17 protein-coding genes, 1 tRNA gene and 1 pseudogene are annotated in these 16295 nt (G+C 34.2%); 8 read left to right on the top strand and 11 right to left on the bottom strand.

The genetic code is table 11. The features are described from left to right. Positions 1–203: hypothetical protein (locus CCY16_RS05830; RefSeq protein WP_218916640.1), on the top strand; the 203-nt coding region annotated here is incomplete at its 5' end. Here the strand turns inward: CCY16_RS05830 and dapA are convergent. Further along, positions 188–1090, bottom strand: coding sequence for a 4-hydroxy-tetrahydrodipicolinate synthase (gene dapA / locus CCY16_RS05160; protein ID WP_088415488.1), 903 nt, complete (start codon positions 1088–1090; stop codon positions 188–190). The two genes, CCY16_RS05830 and dapA, sit on opposite strands and share 16 nt — an antisense overlap. Positions 1091–1099: 9 nt before the next feature. Continuing rightward, positions 1100–1582, bottom strand: a complete 483-nt coding sequence (gene ssb / locus CCY16_RS05165) for a single-stranded DNA-binding protein (protein WP_088415491.1) — start codon at positions 1580–1582, stop codon at positions 1100–1102. 78 nt (positions 1583–1660) lie between these two features. On the opposite strand from ssb, the pseudogene CCY16_RS06570 reads away from it, so the two are divergent. Continuing rightward, positions 1661–1783 (top strand): annotated as a pseudogene (locus tag CCY16_RS06570) (zinc ribbon domain-containing protein); the annotation flags it as partial. 189 nt (positions 1784–1972) lie between these two features. Beyond that, positions 1973–2188 carry a hypothetical protein gene (locus tag CCY16_RS05175; protein ID WP_088415493.1) on the top strand — a complete coding sequence of 72 codons (216 nt, stop codon included), beginning with the start codon at positions 1973–1975 and terminating at the stop codon, positions 2186–2188. Positions 2189–2607: 419 nt separating this feature from the next. Here CCY16_RS05175 and CCY16_RS05180 read toward each other — a convergent pair. The 4 genes from CCY16_RS05180 to CCY16_RS05195 all read right to left on the bottom strand — a co-directional run bounded on the left by CCY16_RS05180 (position 2608) and on the right by CCY16_RS05195 (position 5536). Further along, a tRNA-Arg gene (locus tag CCY16_RS05180) sits at positions 2608–2681 on the bottom strand. A 12-nt stretch (positions 2682–2693) separates the two neighbouring features. Further along, positions 2694–3509: a hypothetical protein gene (locus tag CCY16_RS05185; RefSeq protein WP_088415495.1), complete on the bottom strand. Its 816-nt coding sequence runs from the start codon at positions 3507–3509 to the stop codon at positions 2694–2696. 4 nt (positions 3510–3513) lie between these two features. Beyond that, complete coding sequence (locus tag CCY16_RS05190) at positions 3514–4122, bottom strand: hypothetical protein (protein WP_088415498.1); 609 nt, start codon at positions 4120–4122, stop codon at positions 3514–3516. Between the two features lie 4 nt (positions 4123–4126). Further along, the gene (locus CCY16_RS05195; RefSeq protein ID WP_088415501.1) at positions 4127–5536 is read right to left on the bottom strand and encodes a hypothetical protein; all 1410 of its coding nucleotides are present in this window, start codon (positions 5534–5536) and stop codon (positions 4127–4129) included. Between the two features lie 357 nt (positions 5537–5893). Between CCY16_RS05195 and CCY16_RS05835 the strand changes: the two genes are divergently transcribed. Continuing rightward, positions 5894–6049 (top strand): hypothetical protein, encoded by a 156-nt coding sequence (locus tag CCY16_RS05835; RefSeq protein WP_218916641.1) that lies wholly within the window; start codon positions 5894–5896, stop codon positions 6047–6049. A gap of 314 nt (positions 6050–6363) precedes the next feature. On the opposite strand, the gene CCY16_RS05200 is transcribed toward CCY16_RS05835, so the two are convergent. From CCY16_RS05200 to CCY16_RS05740, 5 genes are all read right to left on the bottom strand, one after another. Further along, the gene (locus tag CCY16_RS05200; RefSeq protein WP_088415503.1) at positions 6364–8106 is read right to left on the bottom strand and encodes a type I secretion system permease/ATPase; all 1743 of its coding nucleotides are present in this window, start codon (positions 8104–8106) and stop codon (positions 6364–6366) included. Between the two features lie 186 nt (positions 8107–8292). Next, the gene (gene tsaD, locus CCY16_RS05205) at positions 8293–9300 is read right to left on the bottom strand and encodes a tRNA (adenosine(37)-N6)-threonylcarbamoyltransferase complex transferase subunit TsaD (RefSeq protein WP_088415505.1); all 1008 of its coding nucleotides are present in this window, start codon (positions 9298–9300) and stop codon (positions 8293–8295) included. A 69-nt stretch (positions 9301–9369) separates the two neighbouring features. Continuing rightward, on the bottom strand, positions 9370–10107 hold the full coding sequence (locus tag CCY16_RS05210) for a WD_0702 family putative metalloprotease (protein WP_088415507.1): 738 nt from the start codon (positions 10105–10107) through the stop codon (positions 9370–9372). Positions 10108–10248: 141 nt separating this feature from the next. Further along, the gene (locus tag CCY16_RS05215) at positions 10249–10635 is read right to left on the bottom strand and encodes a hypothetical protein (RefSeq protein ID WP_088415510.1); all 387 of its coding nucleotides are present in this window, start codon (positions 10633–10635) and stop codon (positions 10249–10251) included. A 29-nt stretch (positions 10636–10664) separates the two neighbouring features. Next, complete coding sequence (locus CCY16_RS05740) at positions 10665–10832, bottom strand: hypothetical protein (RefSeq protein ID WP_179946088.1); 168 nt, start codon at positions 10830–10832, stop codon at positions 10665–10667. A gap of 178 nt (positions 10833–11010) precedes the next feature. On the opposite strand from CCY16_RS05740, the gene CCY16_RS05220 reads away from it, so the two are divergent. The 4 genes from CCY16_RS05220 (at position 11011) to glmS (ending at position 15881) form a co-directional block, all read left to right on the top strand. After that, a complete protein-coding gene (locus tag CCY16_RS05220) occupies positions 11011–11619 on the top strand; it encodes a superoxide dismutase (RefSeq protein ID WP_088415512.1) in 609 nt (202 codons plus the stop codon). A gap of 1 nt (position 11620) precedes the next feature. After that, a complete protein-coding gene (locus tag CCY16_RS05225; protein ID WP_088415515.1) occupies positions 11621–12892 on the top strand; it encodes a M16 family metallopeptidase in 1272 nt (423 codons plus the stop codon). 709 nt (positions 12893–13601) lie between these two features. Further along, positions 13602–14036 (top strand): preprotein translocase subunit YajC, encoded by a 435-nt coding sequence (yajC, locus tag CCY16_RS05235; protein ID WP_088415517.1) that lies wholly within the window; start codon positions 13602–13604, stop codon positions 14034–14036. Positions 14037–14060: 24 nt separating this feature from the next. Further along, positions 14061–15881, top strand: a complete 1821-nt coding sequence (gene glmS, locus CCY16_RS05240) for a glutamine--fructose-6-phosphate transaminase (isomerizing) (RefSeq protein WP_088415520.1) — start codon at positions 14061–14063, stop codon at positions 15879–15881. Positions 15882–16295: the final 414 nt, after the last annotated feature.

The following is a 16295-nucleotide window of genomic DNA, read 5'->3' on the forward strand; positions in this document are numbered from 1 at the left end:
CTAAATGGCCAAAATTCCTTTCAAAAGGAACAGAATCTAGTAACTGTTACTGCTTAATTCTTTATTCATTTCCACAACTTGTAAACGGTTACTTTTTCTTCAATATTTATAGCTGGAGCAATTTAGGGGCAAACGAAAACGGTGTCACTCCAGCGTGTAACGCTGTAATCCAGACTGAATTCCACGATCAAACCATAGGATGATAAAAATAATTAACTTTTTCCAAATTTAAAATTATTTCGGTTGCTTTTTTTATCTCATCAACAGAAGGCAAGTCTTGTGTACTGAGTGGTAGGCGGACAGTTCTGTGTTCTATAAGTCCAATGTCATGTAGCAGTGCTTTAGTAGGTATTGGGTTGCTAGCAATAAATAGAGCTTTGCAAGCTTGTTGCCAGACATCTGCATGAAAGCTCTTGCCATTGAGGCACTGCTTAACATATTCATGCGCTACGTGTGGCCAGGCATTGGAAGCAACAGAAACTAGGCCTGCTGTACCGTAGGCAGCCATGTCGTGTATCATATTGTCATCTCCACAAAAAACCTCGACATTTGGTGCAACTTTCTTATACTCAATTAAAGTATCAACGGTTCCACTTGAATCTTTAATAGCCCAAAATCTTTCATGGCTAGATAAGTTGTATACAGTTTCAACATGAAGGCTTACTCCTGCTCTTGACGGAATGTTATAAAACATAGCCGGCACATGAGCTTTTTCAAGTAACTTTTCAAACCATAAAGTTTGCCCCATAACACCAGGCTTTGTGTAAATGGGAGTTGTCATTAGATAGCCATGAATAGGTATATCCTTGCAAAAGTTAAGCCACTCAAGAGTTTGATGTAAATTTACTCCCGGCACACCGATTATAATTTTCATGTTTAATTTCAGCTTACATGCAAATTCAACTAACGTACGTTTTTCAGAATCAGTAAGCGATAGACTTTCACCTGTACTACCTAGCAACACTACGCCATTTTCAGCTTTAGCTTGCATTGTCAGTAAGTGCTGCAAACTGCAATAATCTATACTACCTCCGTTGTAATTAAAGGGGGTGATGCAGGCAGTCCATAAAAATGTAGATAATGATTTCAATTGCAGTTATTAAAATGGTATTTCATCATCGATTAGCTCTTCTTTTGCCTCACTGTCGAAATTTTCATACTGATCTTTTTGCCCTGTTTCGTCTTGCTTGTATTCATTTGATTTGTAGTCAGAGGTTGCTGCATTATTTCGTGAGTCCAGAAGTGTAAGAGTACCATTAAAATTCTGTAGCACTACTTCTGTTGTATATCTTTCACTACCATTTTGATCAGTCCATTTTCTAGTTTTCAAAGAGCCTTCAATATAGACTTTGCTGCCTTTGCGTACAAAACCTTTTACAACTTTTACTAATCCTTCACTAAAAATTACGATATTATGCCATTCTGTCTTTTCAGAGCGCACACCAGAAAATTTATCAGTCCAGCCTTCGGATGTAGCTATTGAAAAATTCGCCATTTCTTTTCCATTTTGCATAGTTCTAATTTCAGGATTCCTCCCTAAATTACCAACTAATATGACTTTATTTACAGTACCATTTGACATAATTGTGCTTTGAATAAACTCTTTACATTATCTTATGCAAAAATAGTATTGTCAAATTTAATAGAAAGTGCATTACACATTTTACGTCTAAATTATCTAGCACTGAAGGTAAAAGAAGACATTTTAAATGAGGTCCAACCAGATCATCTAAAAGTGATAGACTTCAGGAGGAACGAGATACCGCTACTATGGAGCGAGTAATTGGAAAAGTTTTATGGATCGACAGAAAAAGCTGCTTAGAGGAGAGGTATGTGAGGCTAAGTCTTATTTTTTACATGTAAACCTTATATAATTTTTAGCATTACATAAAGTAGTCGACAGCTACTGAAATGCCAATTAAAATATTGGCATGATATATCATGGGAAGATAAAGTGGATTTTAACTAACATGTGGAAGCTAATGCTTTAAAAGTATTAGATATTACAGTCAATATAAGCAAGCTAGTAAGTTTTTTACAAAGTAACAAGCACATTGTAAAACTTAGTTTAAAATATGTAAGAATTGATGATGAAGATGCAAAAGAGTTAGCTAAGCTAACACATCTTACTGCACTTGATCTAAGTATGAACAGAATTGGTTACAAAAGGAATAGAGGCTTTAGCTAATAGTAATCTCACACATCTTATTTCACTTGATTTATAGTATAACAATATTGGTGACAAGTTAGCTAGTAAAGCTATCCTTGCTTCATTGAGAAAAAAATGTAATAAAGTAAAAAGAAACAGGAGGGAAGCATACTGGAGCGATTAGATTAAAAGAAGAAAACCACCCAGGTAGTAAGTTAGGTGAGGTACAGCTAATATCACGTAACCAGTCACTGGGCTCTTCATGTTCTGGCGATAGTGCAGGGTTACTAGACCGTTAATCTGGCAGGTTTTGCTGCATAGTCACCTGTTATGTAGACTGGATATTAAAAAGTAAAAAACGCATGGTAGTGTGCTGCAGGTATGATATGTGTAACCTACGCTTCATGAGTGGCTCAATCGTTTTATGAAGATAGGCTTTTTTCTTGATCAAGTCGTAATGCGCTTGGAGGGATTTGAACCCGCGGCCTTTGCCTCCGGAGGGCAACGCTCTATCCAGCTGAGCTACAAGCGCACATCTGTTAAATTATTTAATAGATAAGCTATCTAAGTCAAATTTTTGTTTCGGATAAAGTGTAAACATAATACTCCCATGTCCAAAGTATACATTTTTGGAATCATTAGGTTGTTTTTTTGTCATTTTTTGATTTACAGTCCACACAAAAGTTACATAGTTTTCAGTTACTGAATAGACTTTTAGATTCTTAGTGTTCGTAAATAATTTTCTATTTACCCATATTTTCCATGTGTCGGGGGAAAGGTATAAAATTGAATCTAAGCTTACTACCTTACTGTTGAAATTATCTAATATCTCCTCTTTTGCAGCTCTTGAAGATTGTAGGTTAAATTTTTTCATTTCACTGACCATTTTATTGACTGATTCCTTGTCAAAGAAAATGCTTTTTATATCATTGTATTGTGATAAGACGTCAAAGTCACTCTCCACTGCTTCCTTTATTATATAGTCACGATTTGTGTAGCTTGTCTTTTGGTTACTTATAAAAAAACATTCCTTTGCGCGCAGGTTTGCTATATCAATAAAATCATTGATTTCTTGATTGCCAACTTTGAAAGTGCTTTCAAGATATTTTTTCTCCATCATCATCCCATACTTAGAATGGTGGCAAACCATCTCATCATTATCTTGTTTTTCTATATATACACATAAATCTTTGCTGCTTAGTCCTAATATTTTATGCTCGATAAAGTCTTCATTACCAATATATTGTTGACAAGTGTATTCTTTACAGATTTCTATACTTTCTATAATATCTTCACAACTGCAATATGTACTAGTATCGAAGAACAGTAGAGTGAAAATAAAAAACAGCTTTATTTTCATTATTTCATCTACTTAGTATAGTATACCAGTCAAAGACTATGTTAGCTCTTACTGTTTCTATCATATTACCATTTAAAATCTGATTCATAGTTGCAGTATCAATATTTCTCTCTTTATTCAAGATAAGAGATTTGATCATAATATAACCAGGCAGGCTTGGAACGGATTGCAAAAATAAAAAAATGTGCTTATCACTAATTGAACTTAAATTTAGGGTTACTTCACTTTTTATTACTTTTGTGTGTTCACTTTTGTTGTATAGTTCAATTTCTTCAGGTATGGAAATTGATATTTCAGGTTCTAATATGCAGTACTTTTTATATAACTTGCCAAGCTCAAAGTTTAAATTTGTAATGTATCTGCTGCTGTGTAAATTTGAAGAGGAAATTTTTTTCCATAAATCTAGGTTTTTATCTAAAACAACTTCCTTTTTTTGAACATCAGTAATTTGTGAATTAATAGAGCGTATTTCATTAATAGCACTCTGATTTTTATTATAGACCTTTCTGTTATAAATAACAGCATACGTTAGTGACCCTATTAGTCCGATAGATAATAACAGATATAATATAAACTGAATTGCAACTCTTCTTTTTAACTGAAAAACATTCACTAGCTTACATAGCCTCTCCTATTTTAACATTAATAGGTATATTTTCCTCTTCAGTAGCAGGCAAGCTAGAAATACTAATATCATAGGTGCGAAAATTATTGTTTAATTTTTTTTGTAATTCCTTATATTGGTAGGAAACATTTTTACCAGGCTGAAAATTAAACCTTAAAGTTGTGGTAATGTAATTTTTCGCCTCATTATAATTCCACTCAAACGATTGAAGCTCTACATCTGGTACTTTCAATTTTTCTACATATTTAACCTGTGTAAGGGGAGAATATTCCATCTTCAATAAAATATTATTGATATTAATGAAATCGTAAACTTCATCTATTTTTTTCACGTTGTAGCTTTGGCTTAGCTTTGCTAATTGGTTATCTAAAGCTTCCTTTTTTGCTGATAGGTTATCAGCAACATTAAAATTTGAATGCAAATTTAGCAAACAAAGAATATTGATTGTAATTAAAATTGAAGTGAAATATAGAAAAATTCGAGGAGAGTTCAGATAGAAGTAATTTAATAAATAAAATTCTTTAGTTTCTTTTGTGTAAAAAACAGCTATTGGCTTATTCTTAAAACTGTGAAATAAGATTATGGTATCGCAGAAGCTATCTTTTTCACTGACAGCTAATTCTGACCCTAATAATCTGCCTAACTCATGTGGGGTTAATATATTCACGCTATTCTCTGAAAAATTTATAATTGACAAGCTAGTCTTAATATCTTCTTGTACTACCATGCAAAGATCGATTGGGTCGTTTCTTTTAAAACCAAACTTAGTTAAGGACCGAATGGTATTTTGCACTTCCTGATATATTCCACCCGCAATAATTCCTGGTAAATTATCATTGGTAAATGGAACTAAACGCGTAAATATCATTTTATTTTCTTTAAAAACTACTTGTCTATAGCCTCCAGTTTTGGTTACAACCACTATAATTTTCCAATTATTAGGATCCTTATAAAAAACCTTTTTTGCTATATTGTTTATTTCTATAGGAAACATTAATATTCCCTTAAAGTTAGAGCCTATTCCAATAAATACATTTAGCCAATATTCTACTAAACGCTTTGCTTTTGATGAAACAAGAAGGTAATACCAGTTTTGATTGGGTTTGTTTGGCTTTTCAACCAGAAGAACTGAGCTTATATCATTATTGCGAGTGAAATGTTCCATTTTCGTTTTTGCTGATAGATAGGCGCTAATTCTATTTACTCTTGGAATGAACTGTAGCGAGTAATTTTGATCTGCATGGTTTAACACCAAGTATAAAGGTGCTTTTTTGTCGGATGAAAGACATGAATTTAAGTCGAACACTGCTTTGTCGTTTTTGTCCTTGACAAAATACCTTTTATTTAAGGTATTATTTTTGAAATACAGCAATATTGTGCCTTCTTCTCCAATAGAAAGCATGAACTTACTTTTGGATTTTGAACTTAAACATGTTAACAAAGCGTATATCTACCTAGAATTCAAAAAAACAATTTATTGAAATTCGTTAAACGTTATCAAGAAATATTGTTATAGATTTCCACGGCAACATCATTTATATTATGATTTCTTAATAAACTTATTATCAATGTTAATCTACTCATATAACAAAATTAAGAAAATTTATTCTACAATTTTGATTGACATAAATTATTAACACGGTTATTACCAACATTGTATTAATATATAAGGTAGAAAGGTAGGCAATTCTAGAGTATTATTTCTATTAAGGTATTCAATTACTATTTTTCACTATGTGCATTTAACCTTGTAGCTAGGGTGTTTGCCTATCCTATGTTTTTGGCAGTTTTTAATGCTATTGTGGTACTAATGCTTTTCAAAGTAATTGCTTCTGTTCCTATAGTAGTTGCATTAAGTTCAGCAGTATATCTTTTCAAGTTAACTATTTCTGCAATAAATGATAAGAAAAAATAGACCGTAATGCCGTAGACGACAGTGCGATAACTTTGGATAGTGATGTCAGCACACAAATGGAAACAATAACTTCTTAGGCACTGCTGGTACCCACTCCTTCTCCATTGCCGTCTTCTACAGCTGCACCACCTTCACCTCCTCTGCTAGTCAAAGTAAAAATGAACTGTTACCTAGTGGATAGTAAAGTAAAAAGCCCATCCCTCTTGACTAAGATTTTTAAGAGACGCAAGAAGGCAAGAAGAATAAAAAACATCTGAACGCATTAGTAAATAAATGGACTATAAGGTAAATGGAAGTAACAAACACTGCTTTTATTAACCACTTACTGAAGAACATTCATCTTCTGTGGTATCTGATGATGAAGCAACTAATTTACTCAAAATCTCATCCCTTAGTCCCATAGTGTAAATAACACCGTCTGACATGAGTATTACTTTATCAGCCACAGATAATAACGGTAATTTGTGAGTTATGATGATGGTAGTTGTATTTTGCTTCCTTGCAACATTGATTGCGTTAATTAAGCATGCCTCTCCATTACTATCTAAGTTAGCATTTGGTTCATCGAGCACCAAAAGTTTTGTATTCCCATAAAAAGCTCTTGCAAGACCGAGTAGCTGTTTCTGCCCACCAGAGAGCGTCACTCCAAAACTCCCTATCGTTGTATCGTACCCATTTGGTAGACTTAGTATTAATTCATGTATTCCTGCGATTTTTGCTGCTTTGATTATTTCTTCAGGATTTGGATCTGGTCTCATACGAGCAATGTTAGCTTTAACACTGGTATTAAATAACTCAATATCTTGAGGTAAGTAACCAACATAATTACCAAAAACTTCTCGATTCCAAGTGTACACATCAGCGCCGTCCAGTCTCACTACGCCAGATATAGGTTTCCACACACCAACAGTTAGCTTTGCTATGGTTGACTTGCCAGAGGCACTTGGACCAATGACACCAACTACGTCACCTGGTTCTATTACAAATGATACGCCCTTTATCGTCGATTTGTTGCTTCCATAAGGAGTAAAAAATACTCTATCAAATTCCAATTTTCCTGCAGGTTCTGGTAGAGCCATGGTTTGCTCTCTCTTTGGTGATGTTAATATAAGCCTTTGCAGCCTTTCATATGACATCCTTGCCTGATTTAAAAATTTCCAAGTGTGAACTGCTGCATCAAATGGAGCTAATACTCTACCCATTAAAATTGAAGCGGCAATGATACTACCGGCAGTCTTATGAGCTGTAATTACAAGTAATGCACCTGTTCCAATTACCGATATTTGCAGAGTTGAGCGCAAAAACTTAGTGATACCAGTAATCACGTTAGAACGATTTTGTGCTTTAATTTGCATCGCTCGGTTTTGGTCGTTTCGTTTACACCAATCAGAGACTATGAATTCTGACATACCCATAGCTTCAACTACTTCTGCATTTCTTGTTGCAACATCTATGGCATTGATATTACGTATAGTTTCTTCATTGGTTTCTTGTAATATGCGTTTAGTGGCGAGCTCATTCCATACTGCCATAGAGACTAATATAATAATTCCGATAATAGCTATGAACCCTGTGGAAGTATGTATCATAAAGATCACAACAAGGTAAATTAACGACCATGGAGTGTCGAACAGTGAGAATATACTATTTCCTGTAATAAAATTTTTTATCACTCCAAGATCCCTTATTGCTTCACCACTGGAAGCTGAGCTTTGTACTGATGTTAGCCTAATTGACCTTACTATCAGGTCTGGTGTTACAGCTTTATCAATCCAATCACCAATTTTTGCCATGGCTAAATATCGGCAAGTTTCAAGCATTGCAGAGCACGCAAACGCGGATAAGGTGATGATTGTCAGCATAGTTAGCGTTGATACGCTTTCGCTTGATATCACTCGGTCAAGCACTTGAGAGGTGTAAAGTGGCAGAAATAACATTAATAAATTGATTCCTGAACTGAACCAAAAAATAAACCAAAATGCACTTTTGCATTTTCCTAGGCAGACATACAGTGTGCTTTGCTTCAATTCTTTTTTTATTGATGTAGTAATTTCCACAATTTTTCTCTTAATCTGATTAATGCACCGTATACAATTTTTATTACAAAAATATTAATAAAGGTAGTTATTTTACTTTAAGTTAATATAATAAAATATTAACATATGTAAATAGAAAATATAAACGACAATAAAAAGAAATAAAATTGATATTTTCTTCATTGCCTAATTCAGAGTTGGAAATTTTTAATAACTTCCCAATTCCCAACTTGGTCTTGGTGCAAAATTGAGGGAGTCTATGTAATCCTTCTGTAATATTTCAATTCCTGTCCACCCAACCATTACTGCATTGTCTGTACATAGATTACTTGGGGGAAAAAGTATGTTTAAGTTTATGTGTTTTTTTAATTTTTTTCTTAGGAAATTATTTGCTGCAACTCCACCGGTAATTACAAAGTCATTGATCTTGATATTTAAAGATTCAGCCATAATAACCGCATTTTTGACTCTATCCAATAATATTTCACTAATACACTCTTGAAATGAAGCGCATACATCACATACATCTTGTTCACTCATTTCAAGTTCTTGTACTAAGTTTTTTACTGCAGTTTTGATTCCAGAAAATGAAAAATTACACCCAGGACGTTTTCTCATTGCCCTTGGAAGCTTAAACCTTGTGCCATTGCCTTTTTTAGCTAGCTTTTCAATTAATGGACCTCCTGGATAGCTTAACCCCAACATCTTAGCAACTTTGTCAAATGCTTCACCTAATGAGTCGTCAAGCGTTTCTCCAAGTTTAATATATTTACCTACATTCTGTGCAATTAAAAATTGGCAGTGACCACCTGATATTAACAGGACTAAAAATGGAAATTTGACTTCATATAGTAACCTAATAACCAACGCATGCGCTTCTAGGTGATTAACGGCAATGAATGGTTTTTGTGTTACATGTGCAATTGCTTTTGCCATCATTGTGCCAACTATTAATCCACCTATGAGTCCTGGTCCTGATGTTGCTGCAGTCGCATCCAGATTACAAAAATTGAGGTTAGATTTTTCTATAGAGTTTTTTATTAGACTGCTTAGATGCTCCATATGAGCACGTGACGCTATCTCAGGAATCACACCACCGCGTTTTTTGTGTTCTGTTTGAGAAAGAATTTCGTGAGCAAGGACTTGCTTTTCACTATTTACAATCGCCACTGCAGTTTCATCGCAGCTTGTTTCAACGGCCAAAATGGTTTTCATTTATATCCAGTTATGTGTTACTGAAACTATACTTTAAAACATTGTGAAAGTTAATTGTATTCTGCTGAGTTAATCATCATTTCCAAATATAGAGCTAATCTTTTTGCCTCTAGGAGAAAATTTGTTAATCCAGCTGCTTTGCACTTTGGTTACGTCTTTAAAAGCAGTTTTATTGCTGTATTCCTTGATTTCCTTATCCACTACGTCCATTATTTGTGGATCTAAGCAGCTTTTTTTCCACTGGTCAGTAGCAAAAAACACTTTATTTAAATCTCGGATGCGAATTAAGTACTCTTTGTCTTTAGGGTAAACCTCTTGCGCCCAAGCAAATAGCTCAAAATAGCGTGCAAATAACTCAGATGTGCGTGATTTTGCAGTTTGATAAGCTTGTATTTCTTTAAAGATAACTTGACCAATAATTTTCTGTACAAGAATATTTGCTTGCTTTAAGTTCCGCTCAATATCCTGATAAACTTTATAGAGAAACTCCTGCTCTAGACTCAAGTTAAGCTCATTTTCAACCACATGTGAAAGTTCATGCACTATAACGTACGGGTTTAACCTTCTTAGCACAATAACATACCTATTTACACCGACAGACCTAATTGTCTTACATACCCCTTCCTCCATGTCCACTAACCCCTCTTGATATATTTTAAACGAAAGCCTATTTTGCTTTATTAGTGACAAAGTAAGGTTCAATGTGCTTCCAAATTTCTCAAATTGATAGAGATATTCAATATATTGTACTACATTTTTACTGTTCCCTACCTGAGTTGCCCGTTTTATTAAATTTCTGATTATCATACCTTATATTATTAAGGGAATATTTTTTATATTCAAGAATTGAGGAGGTATAAAATGCTTTCCATTTACTTGGATAACACCTTTTCTAAAATGCCCATGACTAAACATCAAAGTCATTGTACATTATATTGTGCAGATTAGCTATGCAATAGCATTCTCGTCAAGAAGGCCTTTAGTAGCCTCAGGTTCTTTTACTCCACTCAATTTACTTGACACTTTATCAACAAACCAAGTCAGTGGTGTCATAATTAACACAGCAGTCCAGATGGTGGCTGAAGCAGTGTAAAACAGGAGTGAACCAAAGAAATTAGCACATTTTCCATCATATCGTTCCGCTGTGTGCTGCCAATCATTTGAATATTCTACGAGAGATTTCGGGCCTTCTGTTCCTTTGAAACATGAAAATAATTTTTTTTGCAAGTACATAAAGTATGCAACTCCTGTATAGAGTACAAGTAATAAATTTGCAAAGCCAGAATAACAATCATTGTGTTCCGTGCCCCAAACTACTTTCTCTCTTCCTCCCATAGTTGTTTCTGAAGCGTTAGGATCATGCTTTACTCCACGAGCATGTCCTTAATTGGCCCTAAAACGCTATCAATATAGTAAACGGATTTGTAGAAACTATTTTGTGGAACTTTACTGCCATTATTTTGTTCTACAGCAGGAACAGTTCCTTGTTGAGCATATTGCTTAAAATTGTTATGTGTTAATGTAATCAACATATTAGTCTCCTAAAAAGACTATATAATAAAAAATGTAATTATTATTTACATTACTATATTAGTATAACCTTTTTTTAGGTAATTGCGATGGATGTCTCAATATTTTAACTAAATTATATATTGCACAAGAGCACATATTATCCTACTATAGAAGTAGGTCAAAAATGAAGAGGTTGGCATGAGTTTTACTTTACCTGAGTTACCATATGATAAAACAGCTTTAGAACCTTACATATCTGCAAAAACCTTAGATTTTCATTATGATAAGCATCATAAGGGATATTTAAATAAGCTCAACGAGCTAATTGAGAATACAGATTATCAAAATGTGAAAATTGAGGAATTAATAATGAAAGTTCACGGCAATAGTGACGAAGTTCCTGTGTTCAACAATGCTGCGCAAGTTTGGAACCACACTTTTTATTGGAATTCGATGAAAAAAAGTGGTGGTGATAAGCCTAAAGACGATGGCCTTTTAGCAAAAAAAATTCAAGATGATATTGGTGGCTTTGATAAGTTCCATGAGGGATTTTTCAATCATGGAATAGGCCAGTTTGGTAGTGGATGGGTATGGTTAGTGCTTGAAAGAGGGAAACTCAAGATTACCAAAACTCCAAATGCGGATTTACCATTAATTTATGATCAAGTACCATTACTCACTATGGATATATGGGAACATGCCTATTACTTAGATTGTCAAAATCGTAGAATTGACTACATAAAGATCTTTCTTGACCACTTAATTAATTGGGATTTTGCAGAAGAGAATTTAAAAAAGAATACATAGGATAAATGTGCCAGAGTTAACAAAACTAGATAATGGTCTGCGTATAATAACTGAGCAGATGCGTGACGTCGATTCTGTAGCTTTGAATATACGAGTTGGTGTTGGCAGTAGAGCTGAAAGTGCAAATCAAAATGGAATATCCCATTTTCTAGAACACATGGCTTTCAAAGGAACAAAGACAAGAACTGCATTTGAAATTGCAAAAGCTTTTGACGATATAGGTGGAGTGTTCAATGCTAGCACCGGTAGAGAGCGCACAAGTTATTATGCAAAGGTTCTCAAGAAAGACATAAAGATTGGTGTCGATATATTAATAGATATATTAATGAATTCTACATTTCCAGAGGATGAATTGGAACGTGAAAAGGGTGTTGTAATACAAGAGATTTTTCAAATCAATGATTCACCGAGTGACATCATTTTCGATAAGTATTTTGAGGCAGCTTACAAAGATCAACCATTTGGTAGGTCGATTTTAGGTACGCAAGATACTGTAAAATCGTTTGCTCAAGGGGACCTAAATAACTACATAAATGAACATTACTTTGGCGAAAATATGATATTTGCTGTTGCTGGCAACGTTGAGCACGAAGAAATTGCTCAGTTAACCAAAGATTTTCTCTCAAAGGTTTCTTCTCAAAAACTAAAAGAAAACCAAAATGCAAACTGCACTGGTGGTGAGTATTTGGAGTACCGTAAATTAGATCAAGTGCACTTGCTAATAGGTTTTCCTAGTGTTTCTTGCCATGATGATAGGTATCATACATTTCAAGTGCTTGATTCTATACTAGGAAGCGGAATGTCATCACGTCTATTCCAGGAAGTAAGAGAAAAGCAAGGGTTAGCTTACTCTGTCTATTCATTTAATTCCAGTTATACTGATACGGGAATGCTTTCCATTTTTGCTGGCACAGATAGTAGTAACTTAGATAAGCTTCTAAAATCCATAACGACAGAGTTGAAAAAGTTATCTACAAATGATCTGAGGGAAGAAGAAGTAAATAGAGTGAAAGAGCGAATCAAATCCCAAATTTTAATGTCGCGTGAAAGTGTCAGTTCTTGTGCTGAAGCTTTGGAGCACTACTATGGTAACTATAATAGATACATCAGCAAAAATGAACTGATAGAAAAAACTAGCGCGGTTACCACCTCTGATGTAAAAAAAGCAGTGGAAGAATTACTATCTAAGCACGAAAAAACTACTTTAGCTGCAATTGGAGAAATTAAATCATTGCCAGGCTACGATAAAGTGGTTTCTATGCTTAGGGCTTAGTTTGTTCTATTGTCTTTACCAGATCCTTTGCCAAAGATGTTGCAAAATGGTTGGAAAACCCTTTCCATGAAAAGCTTGCTTTCTTGTTCACAAAATAAGATATCTTTTGTTTAAGACGTCAGTTTCTCACTATTTTGTAAAAATAAATGGCTTTCTGTTGCTTGTATACCAGACAAGACAGTTAAAATTCCTTCTATAACTTAGGCAAGCAGCTATAGCAAGTACAGTACCTACTGCAACTGCAGTTGCATTAACAATAATCCAATTAGAGGTGTGATGACTGAAATACAGAACGCTATTTGATATTTTTCCTTATTACTAGCCATGGATACCTCACAAAATAATACTTTCAATATATCAGTATTGTCGCGTATTGTCGAATTTTTAAAGGAAGATTAAAAAATGTAGCGCATGTGTGCAATACGTTAATTCTTGAGTTTATCTTATGCTTTATCAAATTTTATTATTGTACGTACTATTGTAACAAGTCTAGTTACTTTTTCTTTCTATAAGATTCTCTTCTGTGTTTTATCGAAGTAATGGTTAATTCACACGCTGCAGCGTCTACTGTATAAATAATACGATGATCACTAACTTGTAATCTTTTGTAGAAAGCATTATTTTCTTTCACCAAACTTGACATGAAATGGTATTGTAATTAATACTTAAGCAGTTCATTTAAATTTATCGTTAACAATTAGGGTTAAATATGTTCATTTCTGAAGTTTTTGCGGCAGATGCAGCTAGTAATATATCAGGCATTGGTGCACCTTTTGCTAATTTTATTCCATTGATTTTAATATGTATAGTATTTTATTTCTTTATCATTCGCCCAAACCATAAAAAACTGAAAGAACATAGAAAGATGATAGATCAAATAAAGCGTGGTGATATAGTTGTTACCTCTGGTGGGATAATGGGTGAGGTTAACAAGGTTGATGAAGCAAATGCACAACTTATAATAGAAATAGCCCCAAAAGTTGAGATAAAAGTCCTGAAAACTGCTATATCCGAAGTTTCAAACAAAGAAACTCAAACCAAATCAATTGAAAAGAGTAAAACCGAGAAGGATAACAAAAAGAGCCAAAATCAATCAGAGAAAAGTAGAAAGGGGAAAGATAGTAAAGGCAAAAATACTTCATAACTCTAAAGAAAGGTTCACTTAGTTGTGTGTGGAATATTTGGTGCAGTAAGTGATGGTGATTCGGTAATACCAACTTTGCTGGCTGGGTTGCGGAAATTGGAGTATAGGGGGTATGACTCTTCAGGTATAGCAATCATAAACAATGAAGGCAAAATAGAAGTTCAAAAATCAGAAGGCAAAGTCGAAAGGTTATGTGAAGTTATCGGTAACAGCAGGATGTCTAGCAGTACGGTTGGCATAGCCCATACTCGTTGGGCTACACATGGAATCCCTGACCTTAAAAATGCTCATCCCATTCGTACAAATAACGTTGTTGTTGCTCACAACGGCGTAATCGAGAATTACAATCTGCTAAAAAAGGGTTTAGAAGAAAGGGGAATACCGTTTCATACTGACACCGACACAGAGGTTATACCAAATATGTTAACCCTATATCTTAATGAAGGATTATCACCTATTGATTCTCTATTTAAGTGTTTAAGCAGCCTACACGGCTCATTCGCTTTAGTCCTATTATTTGCGGAATATCCAGATGTTCTATTTGTTGCGAAAAGGAGTTTACCTTTAGCAATAGGCTATAACTATAATACTATATTTGCTGCATCTGATTCTAACACTTTAAATACACTGGTGGAAAGAATATCGTACCTGGAGGATAATGACGTTGCAGTGATAAAATCTAGCGGAGTGAGTATATATAACAACGGTGCACAAGTAAAACGCAGCATAGAAAACAATAGTTCAAGTAGCTTTCTAATCAGCAAAAACGGTTACTCTAGCTTCATGCTAAAGGAGATTTTTGAGCAGCCCTGTGTATTAAACAAAACAATAAATCAATTTTATAAAAAGTATACAGAGGTAATATCTACCAGTAAAAAATTATTTTCCGAACTTAGTTACATTACTATAGTTGGGTGCGGGTCATCTTACTTTGCTGGGCTAATAGCGAAATATTGGTTGGAAAGTGTTGCTCAAGTGCGGGTATACTTGGAAATCTCATCAGAATTTAGGTATAGCAACATAAGACTAGAAGAAGGGAGCATTGGATTATTCATCTCACAATCCGGCGAAACTGCGGATACCATGGAGGCATTACGCTATGCGAAATCACAAAAGCAAACAATCATTAGCATAACTAACACGTTTAACAGCGGCATTGAAAAAAACTCAGATATTGTGTTACATACTCTTGCTGGGCCAGAAATTGGTGTTGCTTCAACAAAAACCTTTTCCACGCAACTTGCTATTTTAGCATGCTTTACCTTAGAGCTTGCAAAAATAAAAGATACAATGGATGAAAAAAGAACAAAGCAGCTAAGTAATGCTATCAATTCTATTCCAGAATACGTTGAGTACGTTTTAAATGTGATAAAAATACAACACATATCAGACATTATATTGGAACACAATAGCGTTATTTTAATTGGTAGAGGAAGTTCGTATGGAGTTGCAATGGAAGGTGCATTGAAGATAAAAGAACTTTCATACATTAATACTATTGGTATTGCAGCAGGGGAGATTAAGCATGGTTCAATTGCCTTGATAGATTCATCTGTACTTGTTATAGCAATTATTCCATACGACAATTTATTTTTTAAAACATTGTCCAACATACAAGAAGTCATCGCAAGAAAAGGCAAAGTGATTGCTTTTAGTGATAAGCAAGGAGTGCCATTCTTAAGAGAGATTTGTAAAGACGTAATTCAACTTCCAGACATTGATAATTTTATCTCTCCAATAATTTATAGTGTTGCTATGCAATTTCTTGCCTATTCTGTTGCAGTAGAAAAAGGGCTAGATGCCGATTGTCCAAGAAACCTGGCCAAATCTGTTACGGTTGAGTAATCCACTCTTTTATTGTCATGCCAGTGCTTCAACAAACAACTGCACGAACATCATGATTTAAAAACAGAGAGCCGGAGCGAGAAATCCACTTTACAGACCTTAAGAACCCCTTATATGGGGATATTTTAGGCCTAAAATTTATCTTTAATCTTTATTTAAGTGACAAAAGCACATTATTAAACTAGGTGTGTTATGTTTAATTTTTCTTATATAGACACTCCATGTCTTATAAATTTTTATCTACGTTAGCTGAATCTCGCTTATTAAGTAATGTAATAAGCGCCAAGTTTTTGAGAGAACAGTAAACAACTCACATTGCATTGTTCTTTTTGTCTTTTTTAAAGACTAGTTAAAAAACCAACTAATCTTCTTTTTTTATAAAGAAATTATTGAAAAACTTCTGCATTACCCTTA

Origin of the sequence: Wolbachia endosymbiont of Wuchereria bancrofti (assembly GCF_002204235.2) — a bacterium.
GTDB lineage: Bacteria > Pseudomonadota > Alphaproteobacteria > Rickettsiales > Anaplasmataceae > Wolbachia.

Bases quoted from the DNA above. Each gene is read 5' to 3' on its own strand.
- ssb (WP_088415491.1), bottom strand. From the start codon at position 1,582: ATGTCAAATGGTACTGTAAATAAAGTCATATTAGTTGGTAATTTAGGG.
- CCY16_RS05185 (WP_088415495.1), bottom strand. From the start codon at position 3,509: ATGAAAATAAAGCTGTTTTTTATTTTCACTCTACTGTTCTTCGATACT.
- CCY16_RS05195 (WP_088415501.1), bottom strand. From the start codon at position 5,536: ATGCTTTCTATTGGAGAAGAAGGCACAATATTGCTGTATTTCAAAAAT.
- tsaD (WP_088415505.1), bottom strand. From the start codon at position 9,300: ATGAAAACCATTTTGGCCGTTGAAACAAGCTGCGATGAAACTGCAGTG.
- CCY16_RS05210 (WP_088415507.1), bottom strand. From the start codon at position 10,107: ATGATAATCAGAAATTTAATAAAACGGGCAACTCAGGTAGGGAACAGT.
- CCY16_RS05215 (WP_088415510.1), bottom strand. From the start codon at position 10,635: ATGGGAGGAAGAGAGAAAGTAGTTTGGGGCACGGAACACAATGATTGT.
- CCY16_RS05740 (WP_179946088.1), bottom strand. From the start codon at position 10,832: ATGTTGATTACATTAACACATAACAATTTTAAGCAATATGCTCAACAA.
- CCY16_RS05220 (WP_088415512.1), top strand. From the start codon at position 11,011: ATGAGTTTTACTTTACCTGAGTTACCATATGATAAAACAGCTTTAGAA.
- yajC (WP_088415517.1), top strand. From the start codon at position 13,602: ATGTTCATTTCTGAAGTTTTTGCGGCAGATGCAGCTAGTAATATATCA.